Source organism: Kitasatospora sp. NPDC096128 (genome assembly GCF_040303105.1).
Lineage (GTDB): Bacteria > Actinomycetota > Actinomycetes > Streptomycetales > Streptomycetaceae > Kitasatospora.
Map to the genome: position 1 here is coordinate 23263 of NZ_JBEOSP010000060.1, position 17037 is coordinate 40299.

The 17037-nt window shown below is 72.6% G+C and carries 15 protein-coding genes; 5 read left to right on the forward strand and 10 right to left on the reverse strand.

From position 1 onward, the window contains the following. Window positions 1–3 precede the first annotated feature (3 nt). Window positions 4–441, reverse strand: coding sequence for a nucleoside deaminase (locus ABTY61_RS37780; RefSeq protein ID WP_350509729.1), 438 nt, complete (start codon window positions 439–441; stop codon window positions 4–6). Then, window positions 438–1253: an LLM class flavin-dependent oxidoreductase gene (locus ABTY61_RS37785; RefSeq protein WP_350509730.1), complete on the reverse strand. Its 816-nt coding sequence runs from the start codon at window positions 1251–1253 to the stop codon at window positions 438–440. The genes ABTY61_RS37780 and ABTY61_RS37785 overlap by 4 nt, the downstream gene beginning before the upstream one ends. A gap of 93 nt (window positions 1254–1346) precedes the next feature. On the opposite strand from ABTY61_RS37785, the gene ABTY61_RS37790 reads away from it, so the two are divergent. Beyond that, window positions 1347–1793, forward strand: coding sequence for an Lrp/AsnC family transcriptional regulator (locus ABTY61_RS37790; RefSeq protein WP_350509731.1), 447 nt, complete (start codon window positions 1347–1349; stop codon window positions 1791–1793). Between the two features lie 82 nt (window positions 1794–1875). On the opposite strand, the gene ABTY61_RS37795 is transcribed toward ABTY61_RS37790, so the two are convergent. Both ABTY61_RS37795 and ABTY61_RS37800 read right to left on the reverse strand, forming a co-directional pair. Continuing rightward, complete coding sequence (locus ABTY61_RS37795; protein ID WP_350509732.1) at window positions 1876–2454, reverse strand: dienelactone hydrolase family protein; 579 nt, start codon at window positions 2452–2454, stop codon at window positions 1876–1878. Window positions 2455–2556: 102 nt separating this feature from the next. Further along, window positions 2557–2940, reverse strand: a complete 384-nt coding sequence (locus tag ABTY61_RS37800; protein WP_350509733.1) for an ArsR/SmtB family transcription factor — start codon at window positions 2938–2940, stop codon at window positions 2557–2559. Between the two features lie 176 nt (window positions 2941–3116). Here ABTY61_RS37800 and ABTY61_RS37805 point away from each other — a divergent pair, with 176 nt between their 5' ends. Further along, complete coding sequence (locus ABTY61_RS37805; protein WP_502895498.1) at window positions 3117–4379, forward strand: MFS transporter; 1263 nt, start codon at window positions 3117–3119, stop codon at window positions 4377–4379. 203 nt (window positions 4380–4582) lie between these two features. Further along, complete coding sequence (locus tag ABTY61_RS37810; RefSeq protein WP_350509734.1) at window positions 4583–5218, forward strand: TetR family transcriptional regulator; 636 nt, start codon at window positions 4583–4585, stop codon at window positions 5216–5218. 42 nt (window positions 5219–5260) lie between these two features. Here the strand turns inward: ABTY61_RS37810 and ABTY61_RS37815 are convergent, their stop codons facing one another. Together ABTY61_RS37815 and ABTY61_RS37820 are read right to left on the reverse strand one after the other, a co-directional pair. Beyond that, entirely contained in the window at window positions 5261–6115 is an 855-nt protein-coding gene (locus ABTY61_RS37815) for an ABC transporter permease (RefSeq protein WP_350509735.1), read from the reverse strand. Next, a complete protein-coding gene (locus tag ABTY61_RS37820; RefSeq protein WP_350509736.1) occupies window positions 6112–8943 on the reverse strand; it encodes an alpha/beta fold hydrolase in 2832 nt (943 codons plus the stop codon). Before ABTY61_RS37820 ends, ABTY61_RS37815 begins: the two co-directional genes overlap by 4 nt. A 128-nt stretch (window positions 8944–9071) precedes the next feature. Between ABTY61_RS37820 and ABTY61_RS37825 the strand changes: the two genes are divergently transcribed. Next, the gene (locus ABTY61_RS37825; protein WP_350509737.1) at window positions 9072–10091 is read left to right on the forward strand and encodes a mechanosensitive ion channel family protein; all 1020 of its coding nucleotides are present in this window, start codon (window positions 9072–9074) and stop codon (window positions 10089–10091) included. Between the two features lie 60 nt (window positions 10092–10151). Here the strand turns inward: ABTY61_RS37825 and ABTY61_RS37830 are convergent, their stop codons facing one another. The 4 genes from ABTY61_RS37830 to ABTY61_RS37845 all read right to left on the reverse strand — a co-directional run bounded on the left by ABTY61_RS37830 (window position 10152) and on the right by ABTY61_RS37845 (window position 12976). Continuing rightward, window positions 10152–10613, reverse strand: a complete 462-nt coding sequence (locus ABTY61_RS37830) for a GNAT family N-acetyltransferase (protein WP_350509738.1) — start codon at window positions 10611–10613, stop codon at window positions 10152–10154. A gap of 1 nt (window position 10614) precedes the next feature. Beyond that, a complete protein-coding gene (locus tag ABTY61_RS37835) occupies window positions 10615–11553 on the reverse strand; it encodes an RluA family pseudouridine synthase (protein ID WP_350509739.1) in 939 nt (312 codons plus the stop codon). Window positions 11554–11633: 80 nt separating this feature from the next. Beyond that, a complete protein-coding gene (gene lspA, locus ABTY61_RS37840) occupies window positions 11634–12233 on the reverse strand; it encodes a signal peptidase II (protein WP_502895499.1) in 600 nt (199 codons plus the stop codon). 275 nt (window positions 12234–12508) lie between these two features. Continuing rightward, window positions 12509–12976 (reverse strand): TraR/DksA family transcriptional regulator, encoded by a 468-nt coding sequence (locus tag ABTY61_RS37845; protein ID WP_350509740.1) that lies wholly within the window; start codon window positions 12974–12976, stop codon window positions 12509–12511. 636 nt (window positions 12977–13612) lie between these two features. Between ABTY61_RS37845 and ileS the strand changes: the two genes are divergently transcribed. Beyond that, window positions 13613–16795, forward strand: coding sequence for an isoleucine--tRNA ligase (gene ileS, locus ABTY61_RS37850; RefSeq protein ID WP_350509741.1), 3183 nt, complete (start codon window positions 13613–13615; stop codon window positions 16793–16795). Window positions 16796–17037: the final 242 nt, after the last annotated feature.

Here is a 17037-nt window from a genome sequence, read left to right on the forward strand (position 1 = left end):
GCCTCAACTCCCCTGGTAGTACAGCTCGATCGGCACCCGCGCCTCATCGAACAGCGCCGGCCCCTCCTGCGCCACCACCGGCCAGTCCCCCGACGCCGGGTTGAGTCCGACCAACTGCTCGGTCGCGAGCGCGTACACGACCCGCCCGATGCCCGACCGGACCAGCGCCCCCGCGCACATGCCGCACGGCTGGCAGCTGGTGTACATGGTGGTGCGGGCGGCCGTCTCCGCGTCCAGCTCCCGGGCCGCCCACCGGGCGAGCTTCAACTCCGGGTGCGCCGTGATGTCGTCGTCCCGCCGGACGGTGTTGTGCGCCTCGGCGAGCACCGTCCCGTCCGACCCGGCCAGCAGCGACCCGTACGGCGCGTCGCCCGACTCCACGGCCCGCGCCGCGATCCCGATCGCGCGCCGCAGCAGCGCCTCGTCAGCAGTCGTGATCACGACGTCCTCCTCCACTCCTCGGCCACGGCCGTCAGGGCCCGCCACGCGGTCTCGGGCCGACGGGTCTCCTCCGGGTCGGCATGGTACGGGTCCACCACCACGGCCTCCGCGCCGAGTGCGCGCAGTTCCCGCAGGTCACCGATGATCTGCTCCAGGTCGCCGGTCCCGGCGGGCCGGTCCGGGTCACCCAGCGGCGCCTCGGTCAGCCGCAGCGCGATCCGCGGGGCGAAGCCCGGCAACTCGTGGCGCTCCAGCACCGACCGCATCTGGGCCATCGACAACCGCAGCGGGTGCCAGGCGTCGCCGAACTCGGCCACCCGCCGCATCGCCGCCTCGCTGTGGCCGCCGACCCACACGGGAGCGGCGGCACCCTTGCCCTGCTGCACCCAGGCGTCCCGCACCGCCCGCAGGTACTCGTCCGTGAGCCGCCCCCGCGCGCCGAACGGCACTCCGAGCGCCTCGAACTCCTGCCGCGCCCAGCCGACCCCGACCCCGAGCACGAAGCGCCCGCCGCTGAGCCGGTGCAGGCTGCTCGCCATCCGGGCCACCACCAGCGGGTGCCGGTACGGCATCACCAACACGGTGGTGCCCAGCCGCAGCCGCCCGTCGCTCACCCCCGCCAGCCAGGACAGGGTGGCGAAGGGGTCGTAGAAGGGTTCCGGGTAGCGTGCGGCCACGTCCGCCGTCACGGCGACGTGGTCCGACACCATCAGCAGGTCGAACCCGAGGCCTTCCACCACCCACGCCCAGTCGCGCAGCACGCCCGGGTCGGTCCCGGGTCCGAAGTTCGGTACGTTGACGCCAAGTTGCATGCCACGAGGCTATTCCCGGCCGCATCCGGGCCGGAACCCGATGATCACGGCAGAAGCGGCTCTCAGCCGTGATTCTCCCGGTAATCTCGCAGAATGGCCGTGAACCTCGACGAAACCGACTGGGCGATCATCGACCAGCTCCAGCAGGAGGCCCGGATCTCGCTCAGCGAGCTGGGCCGCCGGGTCAACCTCAGCCCGTCCGCCACCACCGAGCGGGTGCGGAACCTGGAGTCGCTGGGCGTGATCACCGGCTACCACGCCACCGTCGACCTGGCCAAGGTCGGCTACCCGGTGCTCGCCGTGGTCCGTCTCAAGTACCCGGGCAACCGCCACCAGCCGCTGCACCACCTGCTCTCGGTACGCCGCGAGATCCTGGAGTGCGTGCGCACCACCGGCGAGGACTGCTACACCCTCAAGGTGGCCGCGACTTCCATGGAGCACCTGGAGAGCCTGGTCGACTCACTGGCCGGCTTCGGCTCCACCACCACCAGCGTCGTCTACAGCCAGACCCTCCCCCGCCGCGGCCCGGCCCGCCCCTGACCCCGTTCGCCGCCCGACCCCACGCGGCCGGCCGGCGAACGGCACGGGCGGGGCGGGCGCCAGGGCCGGAGGAGAGGCCGCCCTACGCCTCAAGGTCCGCCAGGAAGTCCAGCGCCGCCGCCCAGGCGCGCTCGGCGGCCTCCGCGTCGTAGTCGTCCAGGTCCGGGTCGGTGAACAGGTGCCCGGCGCCCTGGTAGCGGTGCACCTCGACCTCCGCGCCCGCCCGCAGCATCCGCAGGTACCAGGCGTTCAGCCAGTCCTCCGGCTCGAACGGGTCCGGCTCCGCCATGTGCAGCTGGACGGGGATCGAGGTCACCGCGTCCTCGCGCAGGTCCGAGGTGCCGTGCAGGAGCAGCAGCCCGCGCGCCTTCTCGTCCGCGAGCGCCAGGTTCTGCGCGATCGCGCCGCCGAGCGAGAACCCGGCGTACACCAGCCCGCCCTCGGAGAGCGGAGCGGAGGCGGCGACGGCGCGGCGCAGCAGTTCGTCCCCGCCGCCGATCTCCTCCTGGAAGGCCTGCGCGGCCTCGGCGTCGTCGAAGGTGCGCCCTTCGAACAGGTCCGGCGTGTGCACGGTGTGCCCGGCGGCGCGCAGCCGGTCGGCGGCGGCCCGGACGGCCGGGCTCAGGCCGTTGGCGGAGTGGAAGAGGACGATCTGGGCCACGGTTTCGGGTCCTTCGGCGAACGGGTGCGGGGGTACCCACCCATGATCCCGCACCCGGCCGCAAAGCCCCCACACCGGAACCCCCGCCCCGGGCCGCCCCGGTCAGCCCTGCGGAGTCCAGGCCGCCACCAGGTCGAGCAGCCCGGGGAAGCGGGCGTCGAGGTCCTCGACCCGCACCTGGCTGCGGCGCTCCAGCCCGTACTGGCGCTGGCGGGTGACCCCCGCCTCGCGCAGCGCCTTGAAGTGGTGGGTGAGCGAGGACTTGGGCCGGTCGAGGCCGAACCAGCCGCAGGAGTGGTCGTAGTCCTCGGACTCCAGCAGGAGCTTGCGGACGATCGTCAGCCGCAGCGGGTCGCTGAGCGCGCCCAGTACGGTCTCCAGCCGCAGCTGGTCGCGGCCCGGCTCGGGCAGCGGTTCGGGCAGGCCGGGCGGCTCGGGGAGCGCCCTGACGGCGGGTGCGCCGGTGGCGCCGATGGACCCGGGCATGGACCTGGGCACAGTCCTCAACTCCTCAACTCCTCAGCTCGGCAAGGTCGATCGCCGATGACACGACCCCGGACCGCAATCCCGGAATCAAGTACGACTCCAATCGTACTGGATGCTAAGTTCGACTCAACTCGTACAGCTGCGGAGCCCGCAGCACACCTCGGGAGGGACCCGTCATGCCCATCGCCAGGACCAGCCCCACCCCGGACGCCACCCGGACCGCCGAGACCATGGGGGCCGACACCCGAGCACCCGCCGCCACCCCCCTGTGGTGGATCTGGCTGGCCGCCTGGCCGGTCACCGCCGTCTTCGTGCTGTCCAACGCCGCCACCCCGCTCTATGTGCTCTGGCAGCACGACATCGGCTTCTCCAAGGGCACCCTGACCGTGGTGTTCGCGTTCTACATCGTCGGCCTGATCGGCTCGCTGCTGGTCTCCGGCGTGCTCTCCGACCGGATCGGCCGCAAGCCCGTCCTCCTGCCCGCCCTGGGGCTCGGGCTCGCCGCCTGCCTGATCTTCGGGACGGCCACCGGCGTCGCCGCGCTGATCGCGGCGCGGTTGTTCACCGGCATCGCGGTCGGCGCCGTCGTCTCGGCCGGGATGGCCGCGGTGACCGACGTCGCCGGGCCCGAGCGCAAGCGGCTCGCCGCCCTGCTCGCCTCCTGCGCGATGGTCTTCGGCGCCGGGCTCGGCCCGCTGCTCGCCGGACTGCTCTCCGAGCTGGCGCCCGCGCCGACCAGTACCGTCTTCGCGGTCGAGGCCGTGCTGCTGGCCGGCGCGGTGCTGGTCGTGCTGCGGATGCCGGTGCGCCGCCCGGAGCCCCGCGGCCGGGGCGGCCGGCTCCGGGTGCCCGGCGTACCACGCGGCAACGGCCGTCAACTCGCCCTCGGCATCGCAGTGTTCGCACCCGGGATCACCGCGACCTCATTCATGCTCTCGCTCGGCCCCTCGCTGCTGTCCGGCCTGCTCGGCAGCACCGACCGGACCCTCGCCGGCGCGATGGCCTTCGGGATGTTCCTGGCCGCGACCGGGGTGCAGTTCGCCGTCCAGCGGCTGCGCCGCCGTGCCGTTCTGACGGCCGGTGCGACGGCCACCGCGCTGAGCATGGTCACCCTGGTCGTCGCCGTGCACACCGGGACACTGGCGGCACTGGTCCTCGCCGCCCTGCTGGCCGGCGCCGGCCAGGGCATGGGCCAGCTCGGCGGCCTGTCACTGCTCAACGCCGGCGTCCCGCCGCAGCGCCTCGCCGAGGCCAACGCCGCGCTCAACGTGGGCGGTTACCTCCCGGCCGGCCTCCTGCCCGTCTCGGCCGGCTACCTCAGCGACGCAGTGGGCCTGACCACCGGCGCCACGGTCTTCGGCGCCGTCCTGCTGGGCCTGGCCGTCCTCGGCGGCCTGGTGGTCCTGACCGCCGGGCGCGAGGCGACCGACCGGTCCTGACGGTCCGTCCCCAGGGCGCGCCGACCACCCCGACACCGCACAGGCGTTCGCAAGATTCCTTCCTATAGGTAGGTTTCCCGCCGCCCTCACGACAAGCCGCGGCACGCCCCGCCGAACCAGCCCTCCCTCAGAAGGACAGCTTTGCAACAACATTCCATCCCGATGGTATGTATGAGCTGTCGCCGACGACGGAGGGCAGGGGCATGGCAAAACAGGAACGGGCGCGCCGCACACGCGAGAAGGTCCTGACCGCGGCAGCCGAGATCTTCGCCGCCCAGGGCTACGAGAGCACCACGCTGAACACCGTGGCCGACCGCATCGGCATGACCAAGGGCGCGCTCTACGGCCACTTCCCGTCGAAGGCGTCACTCGCGCGGGCCCTGATCCAGGAGTCCCGGACCACCTGGACGAGCCTGCGGGCCGAGCACGACGCCCCGGACGCCGACGCCGCCCGGGCACTCGAAGGCATCGTGGTGGGCTTCGCCGACCGGCTGCGCTCGGACATCCGGCTGCGCGCGGCCCTCCGGCTCGCCGTGGACTGCCCCGAGCTGGCGCAGTCCCCCCACAACGTCCTCGCCGAGATGCACGTCGCCCTGACCGACCTGGTCCGCCGGGCCCAGCGCGACAGCGGCTTCCCCGACCACTGCCCGCCCCTGGTCGCCGAGCTGCTGCTGATCGTGATCCGCGGGCAGCTGAACACCCGCCCCGAAAACACCGAGGACAGCAAGGGCACCCAGGACACCGACCAGACCGACGGCACCCGCACCCCCGGCGGGGACCCGCTGTGGCGACTCCTCTTCACCGCCCTGTCCGGAAACCGGTCCCCCGCCCTGCCCTGAGCCCCACTCCCCGAAGCCCCACCCCGGCCGGCCGCCCCACCGCTACGACACCACGTCCTTGCGCGCGAACCCGCGGAACGCCAGCGCCAACAGCACCACCGCGTACGACAGCGACAACGAGACCCCCTGCACCATGCCGCCCCACTCCAGTTGCGGCTGCAGGGCGTCCGCCCAGGCGTACTGCCAGTGCGCCGGCAGCCACTCCCGCAGGTCGCCCAGCGCGGTGACGGCGTCCAGCACCCCGGTGATGATCGACAGGAACACCGCCCCGCCGACCGCCCCCAGCGGCGCGTCCGTCGCCGTCGACAGCCAGAACGCCAACGCCGCGATCACCAGCTCGCTCAGGAACACGAACGCCACCGCGATCGCGATCCGGGGCAGCGCCTCCCCGGCCGGCAGGCTGGCCCCGGCGGGCAGCTTCAAGTCCCCCCACCCGTACGCCACCGTGCCCACGACCAGCCCGATCGCGGGCAGCATGACGATCGCGACCGCCGAGAACGCCAGCCCGATCGCGAACTTGCGCGCCAGCAGCCGCGCCCGCGGCACCGGCGCCGCCAGCAGGTAGCGCAGCGATGACCAGCTGGCCTCGGAGGCCACGGTGTCCCCGCAGAACAGCGCGACGGGGATCACCAGCATGAAGCCGGTGCCGACGAACAGCATGGTGACGGCGAAGTTGGCCCCCGAGGCGGTGGCCAGGTCGATGAAGGTGGTCCGGTCCGGACGGCTCGGAGTGCCGCCGATCTGGAACGCCGCCAGGATGACGAACGGCATCGCCGCCAGTACTCCGCCGATCACCAGCGTGCGCCGCCGGCGCAGCTGCCGCATCGCCTCGACCCGCAGCGGCAGGGTCCGGCTCGCCCGGTACCCCTGCGCATGGTCCGTGGTAGTGGCGCTCACGCCGCACCTCCGATCAACGACAGGAACGCGTCCTCCAGGCGCCGCTGCGGTCCGGCGCTCTCCACCGGCACCCCCAGCCGCACCAGCTCCGCCAACAGCTCGCTCGCCGCGAGCCCGTCCAGCCGGACCAGCAGCCCGCCCTCGACGGCCTCCGCCGAGCCGACCCCGGCCAGCGCGCCGACCTTCTCGACCACCGACTCCGGGTCGCAGCCCGCGGCCACGCCGATCATCAGCAGCTCACCGGCGCCGACGATCTCGCCGACCGGCCCGGCCGTCACCAGCCGCCCGCGGTCCATCACCACCAGGTCCGTACAGCTCTGCTCGACCTCGGCCAGCAGGTGGCTGGACACGATGACGGTCCGACCGGCGGCCGCGTACCGGATCATCACCTCGCGCATCTCGCGGATCTGCGGCGGGTCCAGCCCGTTGGTCGGCTCGTCCAGGATCAGCAGGTCCGGCATCCCGAGCATCGCCTGCGCGATGGCCAGCCGCTGCCGCATGCCCTGGGAGTACGTCCGCACCGCGCGGTCCAGCGCCTCACCGAGCCCCGCGATCGCCAGCGCCTCGTCGAAGCGGGCGTCGGCCTCCGGCCGCCCGGTGGCCTGCCAGTACAGCCGCAGGTTGGCCCGCCCGGTGAGGTGCGGCAGGAAGCCCGCGCCCTCGACGAAGGCCCCGACCCGTGAGAGCACCGGCGCCCCGGGGCGGATCAGGTGCCCGAAGACCCGGATCTCCCCGGCATCGGGCCGGATCAGCCCCATCAGCATGCGCAGCGTGGTGGTCTTGCCCGCCCCGTTCGGGCCGAGCAGGCCGAGCACCTGGCCCCGCTCCACCCGGAAGCCCAACTCCCGTACGGCGTACCGGTCCTGGGAGCCCTTGTAGCGCTTGCTCAGGCCACTGATGACCAGCGGCACCCCGGCCAGCTCCGGATCGAACTCCGGCCCGGACAGCCCGGACGGCCCGGACAACCCACCGCCCGCCGCACGCCGCCGCCGCACCAGCGGCACCAGCACCAGCCCGGCGGCCACCACCACGGCGCCCACCGGCAGCATCCAGGTCCGCGCGGGCAGCGGCGCCGCCTCGGTGACCAGTTCCCCGACGGTCGGCGCGGTGAGCGCCCCGGCCACCGCCACCCGGTAGGCGGCCGGCTCGGCCGGCGAGGCGTACGCCAGGTCGGTGGACGCCAGCACCAGCCGCAGCCGGTGCCCGGCCGGGAAGTCGTGGTCCACGACGGGCAGCCGGACCGTCACCGTCTGCCCGGCCTCCGCGTCCGCGCCGGTCACCCGCAGCGGGGCCGCCAGCTGCTGCGGCAGCACCGCCTTGCCGTCCGGCCCGACGTCGTACAGCTTGGCGAACAGCACCGCGTCCGGCCGGTCGGCCTTCACCCGCACCGGGACGGTCGGCTGCCCGGTCAGGTGCAGCGACTTCTCCAGCGGCGCCGATTCGAAGGCGGCGTTCTGCCCGGGGAAGTCCAGGGACAGCCCGGCCCCGAGCGAGGCCGCCTGGCTCAGCGCGCCGATCCCCGGCAGCGTCGAGATCCCCGGCGGCGCCCCGCCGGGCGGATTGGCGACGGGCTTCTCCCCGCCCGTCAGCTCGATCGAGCGTGAACCGGTGCCCCCCAGCCCCGGGTACCGGTCAGCGTCGGCGCCCCGCAGCACGGCCTGGAAACCGGTCGAGTCGACCCCGCCGGTCCTGGTCACCCGGAACTGCGGCCCGGTGTCGTTGCCGCGCCCCTTCAGGTAGTGGTCGAACCAGGCGGTGACCCGGTCGTCCACCCGGGCGCTGGTGTCCGTCCCGCCGTCGTGCCCGCCCGCGAACCAGTCCACCGAGACGGGCGCGCCGTTGGCCGCGACCGCCCGGGCGATCCGGTCGCCCTGGTCGAGCGGGAACAGCGAGTCCTGCTGCCCCTGCACCACCAGGGTGGGGGCCTTGAGCTGCGCCGCCACCGAGGACGGGCTGGACTTGTCCAGCAGCGCGACGGCCTCCGGGTCGGCGTGCCCGGCGGTCGCCACCCGGTCGTACATCTGGCAGAGCGAGTCCAGGAACCGCCCGCAGCCCACCTGCCCGTCGGCGGCCGCCGCGGCCGGCTCGGCGTCGCTCCCGGCCGTGGCCCCACTGCGCGGCGCACCGCCGGACGGCCCCAGGTCCCCGGCCGAACCGGTGGTGAAGAAGATCCCGGCCCACAGCTTCTTGAACACGCCGTCCGCCGCGCCCGAGTCCTGCACCCCCTGCGGGAACAGCGCGTCGGCCAGGTTCCACCAGGTGATCTGGGTGGCCACCGCGTCGATCCGGTGATCGTAGGCCGAGGCAAGCAGCGAGATCGCCCCGCCGTACGAGGCCCCGGTGATCCCGACCCGCGGGTCACCGGGTGCGTCCAGCTGCACCTCGGGGCGCTGCGCGAGCCAGTCCACCAGGTGCTTGACGTCCTCGACCTCGCGGTCGGGCGCGTTCAGCCCGATCTTCCCGCCGGAGTGCCCGAAGCCGCGCGCGGACCAGGTCAGCACCGCGTAGCCCTGCCGGGCCAGCTGCTGGGCGCGGTCCCGCTCGCCCTCCTTGGAGCCGCCGAAGCCGTGCGCGAGCAGGACGGCGGGTCGCGGACTGGTGCCGGTGGTGAAGAAGGAGGTGTCCAACTGGACCTGCTGAGCACTGCCGGGCGTCTCCGGCATGCTGAGGAAACGATCCTCCTGATGGACCGCCTGCTCACCGCCGGACGCCACCGCCACCGTGCCGACCCCGGCGACCGCCACCAGGGCCACCGCCCCGGCCAGCAGCCTGCGCCGCACCGACGTTCCCCGGCCGCGCCACCGACGCCATGCCCTACCGAACTCCATGGGGGCAGATCGTATCCGCCGCACGGGTAGGCGTCCGATAAAGCCGCCACCCCATTTCACCCGGTTAAGCCCGTTGAGCGCCGGTATCGTACGGCTCACCCGACTCTCCCCCGCCCCGAGAAGGTCCCGTGCTCTGGCCGCTGATCACCCTGCTCGCCACCGTCGCCGCCACCCTCGCGGTCGGCTGGACCGTCGACCAGGCCCTCCAGCGGATCAGCGCCGGCCACCCGGAGGCCCCGGTCTGGGCTCTGCTCCGCCGCTGCCGGATCCCGCTCCAACTCGCCGTCGCCTCAGCCCTGTTGCTCGCCATCAACCCGCTCAAGCGGATCTTCCACCTGACCGAGGACGAGGGCTCCCGCCACCTGGTCATGCTGCTCCTGCTCGCCTCCCTCGGCTGGCTCACCGTCCGCGTGGTGGCCGCCGTGCTGGAGGCACTGCTCCGCCGCTACGAGGCGGTCACCGACGACCCGTCCCGGGTGCAGCGGGTGCGCACCCAGATCAGCATGCTGCGCCGGGTGGTCAGCGCGGTGATCGTCGTGGTCACCCTCGCCGTGATGCTGCTGACCTTCTCCACCATGCGCACCATCGGCGCCAGCCTGCTCGCCTCGGCCGGCCTGATCGGCATCGTGGCCGGCATCGCCGCCCAGAGCACCCTGGGCAACTTCTTCGCCGGCCTCCAGATCGCCTTCGGCGACACCGTCCGGATCGGCGACACCGTGGTGGTGGACGGCCAGCAGGGCACCGTCGAGGAGATCACCCTCTCCTACCTGGTGGTCCGGCTCTGGGACTACCGCCGACTGATCGTCCCGGTCTCCTACTTCGTCAACAAGCCCTTCGAGAACTGGACCCGCCGCGACCCCGGCCTGCTCGCCGCCGTCCTGCTCCACCTCGACCACAGCACCCCCGTGGACGAACTCCGCACCGCCCTGCACACCCGCCTGCAACAGCACCCGCTGTGGGACGGCCAGGAATGGGCTCTCAACGTCACCGACACCACCCCCAGCACCATCGTCGTCCGCGCCACCATGACCGCCCGAACCCCCGACGACGCCGCCCAGCTCCGCTTCGACATCCGCGAACACCTCATCGCCCACCTCCGCGACGAGCACCCCCACGCCCTCCCCCGCCTCCGCACCACCGAAGGCTGACCCCCTGCCCCCGAACACAGAAATCCCCACGCCCCGAAAGGGGCGCGGGGAAATCGCGCGCTAAAGCACCTTCGTCATCGTCCGGTGCGGAATCCCGGCATCGTCGTACACCGGCCCCTCCGCCACGTACCCCAGCCGCTCGTAGAACCCCAGCGCCTGCACCTGCGCGTGCAGCTCGACCTCGACGGCCCCGCGCTCGCGCCCGGCCGCCTCGATCGCCCGGACGAGGTCCGCCCCGAGCCCCGTCCCCCGGGCCGCCGCCACCACCGCGAGCCGCCCGAGCAGCACCCTCCCCTCGACGCCCCCGGTCAGCTTCCGCGCCTGGTCACCGAAGATCAGCCGGCCGGTCCCGAGCCCGGTCCCGTCCGCATCCACGGCCAGCACGTGCACCGAGGTCGCGTCGTACTCGTCGTACTCCAGCTCCTCCGGCACGTTCTGCTCGACGACGAACACCTCGCGCCGGATCGCCCGCACCAGCTCCAGGTCCGCCTCGCCCTCGGCGACCCGCACGGGGACCGTCATCTCAGCTCTCCGCCGCGATGATGTCCAGCGCCTTCTGCAGGTCGGCCGGGTACTCGCTGCTGAACTCGACCCACTGCCCGTCCGCCGGGTGCTCGAAGCCGAGCGAGACGGCGTGCAGCCACTGCCGGGTCAGCCCGAGCCGCTTGGCCAGCGTCGGGTCGGCGCCGTACGTCAGGTCGCCGACGCAGGGGTGGCGCAGCGCGGACATGTGGACGCGGATCTGGTGGGTGCGGCCCGTCTCCAGCTTGATCGCCATCAGGGAGGCCGCCCGGTACGCCTCGATCAGGTCGTAGTGGGTGACGGACGGCTTGCCGTCGCGGGTCACCGCCCACTTCCAGTCCGCGCTGGGGTGGCGCCCGATCGGGGCGTCGACGGTGCCGCTCAGCGGGTCCGGGTGCCCCTGGACCAGCGTGTGGTAGCGCTTGTCGGTGATCCGGTCGTGGAACTGCCGCTTGAGGTCGGTGTAGGCCCGCTCGGACTTGGCGACGACCATCAGGCCCGAGGTGCCGACGTCCAGCCGGTGCACGATGCCCTGGCGCTCGGCGGCGCCGGAGGTGGAGATCCGGTAGCCGGCCGCGGCGAGCCCGCCGATGACGGTGGGGCCGGTCCAGCCGGGGCTCGGGTGCGCGGCGACGCCGACCGGCTTGTCGATCAGCACGATGTCGTCGTCGTCGTGGACGATCCGCATGCCCTCGACCGGCTCGGCCACGATCTGCACCGGGGCGGCGGGGGCGGGGATCTCGACCTCCAGCCAGGAGCCGGCGGTCACCCGGTCCGATTTTCCGGCCACGGCGCCGTCGAGCGTCACCTTGCCCTCGGCGGCCAACTCGGCGGCCTTCGTCCGGGAGAAGCCGAACATCCGGGCGAGGGCGGCGTCGAGGCGCTCGCCCTCCAGGCCGTCGGGTACGGGGAGGCTGCGGATCTGCGCTGCGGTACTCACCCGTACGAGTATGCCGGAAAGGCGCCGCGCCCCTTCCCCCTCGCTGCTCCGGCCGGCGCCCGAGGTCTACGGCCGAGGGCCTACTTCCCGCTCTTCTCCGCCTGCTGGTGGACGGTCCCGTCCGGGTTGCTGCCCCGGAAGGAGAGCAACACCACGAGGATGCCGCCGCAGACGATGGCCGAGTCGGCGAGGTTGAAGACCGCGAAGTGCTGGACCGAGATGAAGTCCACGACGTGGCCGCGGAAGACCCCCGGCGCCCGGAACAGCCGGTCGGTGAGGTTGCCGAGGGCTCCGCCGAGCAGCAGCCCGAGCGCGATCGCCCACGGGAGGCTGTACAGCCGGCGGGCGATCCGCCAGATCACCACGATGACGGCGGAGGCGATCATGGTGAAGACGACGGTCAGCGCCTGACCCATGCCGAAGGCGGCGCCGGAGTTGCGGATCACCTGGAGGGTGACGATGTCGCCGATCACCTTGATCGCCGCGTGGTTCTCCAGCTTGGCGACGACCAGCAGCTTGCTGGCGAGGTCGATCAGGAACGCGAGGACCGCGACGACCAGCAGCACCCCGACCCGGCGCGGGCCCTTGGGCTTCTCCACCGCGGTGGCACCGCCCGCGGCAGCCACCCCGCCGTCCGCGTCCGCGGGGGCCGGCTCCACCGGCCCGGTGGACTCGGCCACGGTCACCTCCACGCCATCGGCGGGGTTCGGGACGGCGTCGTCCCGGGTCTGGGGGGAACCTTGCGTACTGATGATCCGCTCCGCTGCCGATGTGAGCCGGTGAGGGCCTGACCGCGTCCGTACCGACGGGTCAGGCGAGGTTACGGGGTCGAGCGTACGGCAAGCCCGCCTCCTGGCGTCGCCCCGGACCCCCGACCCCGTCGCCCCGTTACCGCCTCTTGCCGTCGCTGCCTCTTACCACCGGCGCCCCTCGACGCCGCGCTTCGGGTCTCCCCTCAGCGTCGCTCCTGCTTCGCCTTGCACTGCACGCACAGCGTGGCCCGGGGGAAGGCCTGCATCCGGGCCTTCCCGATGGCCTGTCCGCAGGACTCGCAGGTGCCGAACCCGACGCCCTCCAGCCGCTCCAGGGCCCGCTCGGTCTGGGCGAGGCTGTCCCGCGCGTTGTTGGCCAGCGCCAGCTCGCTCTCCCGCGAGATGTTCTTCGTACCGGCGTCCACCTGGTCGTCGCCGGCTCCGTCGTTGGAGTCGCGCATCAGGCCGGAGATGGCCGCCTCGGCGGCCTCGATCTCACCGCGCAGCCGCTCCAGGTCACTGATCAGCTCGTCGTGCAGCTCGTGGACCTCCTCCGTGGTCCAGGGGTCCTCACCCGGCCGGACCGGCAGTGTGGCCGGGTCGACCGACTCCGCGCCGCGCGGCACGGTGACGGTGTCGGTACTCGTGTTCTGAGGTGCGGTAGTGGTCACGGTCCCCTCCCCTGGATCGGCCGCCACGGCCTTGCGTGCCCGCTTCGTGGCGGTACCCGCGCCGGTTGCCTTCTCAGCCATGGCTTCGACCCCATCTACGAACGAACCGAGCCGCCGGTTCCCGGCGGCTTCCAGTGCCGGAACGATAATCCCGATCAAAACCGGTCACAACATGACATACCGGTGCCTCAGGATGATCCCACCCAGGCAGCCGCCCCAGCCGCCACGCCCCGCGCTGACAGACTTGTGCCCACCTCACCCCCGCCTAACCGCCCCCGCCGACCTGCCCAAACAGCACTCCCGGGGCACACTCCCCCGAATCCCCTTGGACAAACCGTCTCGCCCGGCCGATACACTTGGCCCTGCAAGGCGCAGATGGGACGAGTACCGACGTACGCAGCCACCAGCGACCCGGGGACGGTGCGAGCCCGGGGGTGTGCGCGACGGGAAGATCACCCCGGAGCCGCCGGAAGAACGGACGCCACCACGGCGGCCCACTAGACCCGGCAGCAAGCCCAAACAAGAGGGCCGCAACGCAGCACCGCGGCCAAGGAGGGTGGTACCGCGGGTCGGCGAAGGCCGTCTCGTCCCTCCGGAGGATCCAGTCCCAGTATCCGCCGGAGGTAGACGCCCGCGATGAACTCCCAACCCGTCACCCACCACCACCCTTCCGACGACGCGCTGCGCGCGGCTCCTCTTTATCGCCCCGTCCCCGCACAGGTCGATCTCCCCGCCCTCGAGCACCAGATCCTCTCCTTCTGGCAGGACAACAAGGTCTTCCAGCGCAGCCTGGAGCAGTCCGAGGGCCGCCCCGAGTGGGTGTTCTACGAGGGCCCGCCGACCGCCAACGGCATGCCCGGGGCCCACCACATCGAGGCCCGCGTCTTCAAGGACGTCTTCCCCCGCTACCGGACCATGAAGGGCTACCACGTCGCCCGCAAGGCCGGCTGGGACTGCCACGGCCTCCCGGTCGAGCTGGCGGTCGAGAAGGAGCTCGGCTTCTCCGGCAAGCAGGACATCGAGGCGTACGGCATCGCCGAGTTCAACGCCAAGTGCCGCGACTCGGTGACCCGCCACACCGACGCCTTCGCCGAGCTGACCACCCGCATGGGGTACTGGGTCGACCTCGACGAGGCCTACCGGACGATGGACCCGTCGTACGTCCAGTCCGTCTGGTGGTCGCTCCAGCAGATCTTCGACAAGGGCCTGCTGGTCCAGGACCACCGGGTCGCCCCCTGGTGCCCGCGCTGCGGCACCGGCCTGTCCGACCACGAGCTGGCCCAGGGCTACGAGACCGTGGTCGACCCCTCGGTGTTCGTCCGCTTCCCGCTGACCAGCGGGCCGCTGGCCGGCCGCGCCGCCCTGCTGGTCTGGACCACCACCCCGTGGACCCTGGTCTCCAACACCGCCGCCGCCGTCCACCCGGAGGTCACCTACGTGGTGGCCACCGACGGGACCGAGCAGCTGGTCGTCGCCGAGCCGCTGCTCGCCAAGGCCCTCGGCGAGGGCTGGGAGGCCACCGGCGAGTCCTTCACCGGTGCCGAGATGGAGCGCTGGGCCTACCGCCGCCCCTTCGACCTGGTCGAGATCGAGAACGCCCACTACGTCCTCAACGCCGACTACGTCACCACCGAGGACGGCACCGGCATCGTCCACCAGTCCCCCGCCTTCGGCGCGGACGACCTCGCGACCTGCCGCAAGTACGGCCTGCCGGTGGTCAACCCGGTGCTCGCCGACGGCACCTTCGCCCCCGAGGTCCCGCTGGTCGGCGGCCAGTTCTTCAAGAAGGCCGACGAGGCCCTGGTCGCGGACCTCAAGGAGCGCGGCCTGCTCTTCCGCCACCTGCCGTACGAGCACAGCTACCCGCACTGCTGGCGCTGCCACACCGCGCTGCTCTACTACGCGCAGCCGTCCTGGTACATCCGGACCACCGCCGTCAAGGACGCGCTGATCCGCGAGAACGAGGCCACCAACTGGTTCCCGGAGACGGTCAAGCACGGCCGCTTCGGCGACTGGCTGAACAACAACATCGACTGGGCGCTCAGCCGCAACCGCTACTGGGGCACCCCGCTGCCGATCTGGCGCTGTGAGGAGAACCACCTCACCTGCGTCGGCTCCCTGGCCGAACTCAGCGAGCTCACCGGCACCGACCAGAGCGCCCTCGACCCGCACCGCCCGTACATCGACGCGGTCACCTTCGCCTGCCGCGACTGCGGCGGCACCGCCACCCGCGTGCCCGAGGTCATCGACGCCTGGTACGACTCGGGCTCGATGCCGTTCGCCCAGTACGGCTACCCGTACCAGAACAAGGAGCTGTTCGAGAAGCGCTACCCGGCGCAGTTCATCTCCGAGGCGATCGACCAGACCCGCGGCTGGTTCTACACGCTGATGGCGGTCGGCACCCTGGTGTTCGACAAGAACAGCTACGAGAACGTCGTCTGCCTGGGCCACATCCTGGCCGAGGACGGCCGCAAGATGTCCAAGCACCTGGGCAACATCCTGCAGCCGATCCCGCTGATGGACCAGCACGGCGCCGACGCCGTCCGCTGGTTCATGGCCGCCGGCGGCTCGCCCTGGTCGGCCCGCCGGGTCGGCCACGGCACCATCCAGGAGGTGGTCCGCAAGACCCTCCTCACCTACTGGAACACCGTCGCCTTCCAGGCCCTGTACGCCCGCACCTCGAACTGGGCGCCCTCCGCGACCGACCCGGCCCCGGCCGACCGCCCGCAGCTGGACCGCTGGGTGCTCTCCGAGCTGAACACCCTGGTCCGCGAGGTCGACGCGGCCTTCGAGGCGTACGACACCCAGCGCGCCGGCAAGCTGCTCTCCGGCTTCGTCGACGACCTCTCCAACTGGTACGTCCGCCGCGGCCGCCGCCGCTTCTGGCAGGGCGACGCCGCCGCGCTCGCCACCCTGCACGAGGCACTGGAGACCGTCACCCGCCTGATGGCCCCGCTCACCCCGTTCATCACCGAACGGGTCTGGCAGGACCTCATCGTCCCGGTCGCCCCGGACGCCCCGGCCTCGGTCCACCTGGCCACCTGGCCCGAGGCCGACGAGGCCCTGATCGACACCGAGCTCTCCCGGCACATGGCCCTGGTCCGCCGCCTGGTCGAACTCGGCCGGGCCACCCGCGCCGAGTCCGGCGTCAAGACCCGCCAGCCGCTCTCCCGCGCGCTGATCGCCGCCCAGGGCTGGGAGGAGCTGCCGGCCGACCTGCGCGCGCAGATCGCCGAGGAGCTCAACGTCGCCACCCTGGAATCCCTCGCCGAGGTCGGCGGCTCCCTCGTCGACACCACCGCCAAGGCCAACTTCCGCGCCCTCGGCAAGCGCTTCGGCAAGGGCGTCCAGGACGTCGCCAAGGCCGTCACCGCCACCGACGCCGCCCGCCTCGCCACCGAACTCCGCGCCACCGGCGAAACCTCCGTCACCCTGAACGGCGAGACGATCACCCTCTCCCCCGACGAGGTGATCATCACCGAAACCCCCCGCGAGGGCTGGGCCGTCGCCAACGAGTCCGGCGCCACCGTCGCCCTCGACCTGGCCATCACCCCCGAGCTCAAGCGCCTCGGCATCGCCCGCGACGCCATCCGCCAGATCCAGGAGGCCCGCAAGAACTCCGGCCTCGACGTCGCCGACCGCATCACCCTCCGCTGGCGCGCCACCTCCGAGGAAACCGCCGAAGCCATCGCCGAACACGGCCCCCTCGTCGCCGAAGAGGTCCTCGCCACCGACTTCGCCGCCGGCGCAGCCGACTGGACCTCCCAGACCTTCACCGACGAATCCCTCGGCCTCGCCTTCCAACTCCGCAAGGCCTAACCACCCCCCGAAGCCGCCGCCACCCCACCCAAGGGTGCCGGCGGCTTCGCCATACCCCCACACCCTCCGCGGGCGCACAGAGCAAGCCCCCGCGCCCGCACCAATAAACCCTGCACCAACCCACCACCCCAACCACCCCCCTCCCCCCACCCGCCCCAGGCGAGAGGGACGCGCTGCGGGAGGGGGCGGTGGAGGGGGTGGGTGCGGAGAGGGGCGTGACGGGTGATTTTCAGACCGCCAAC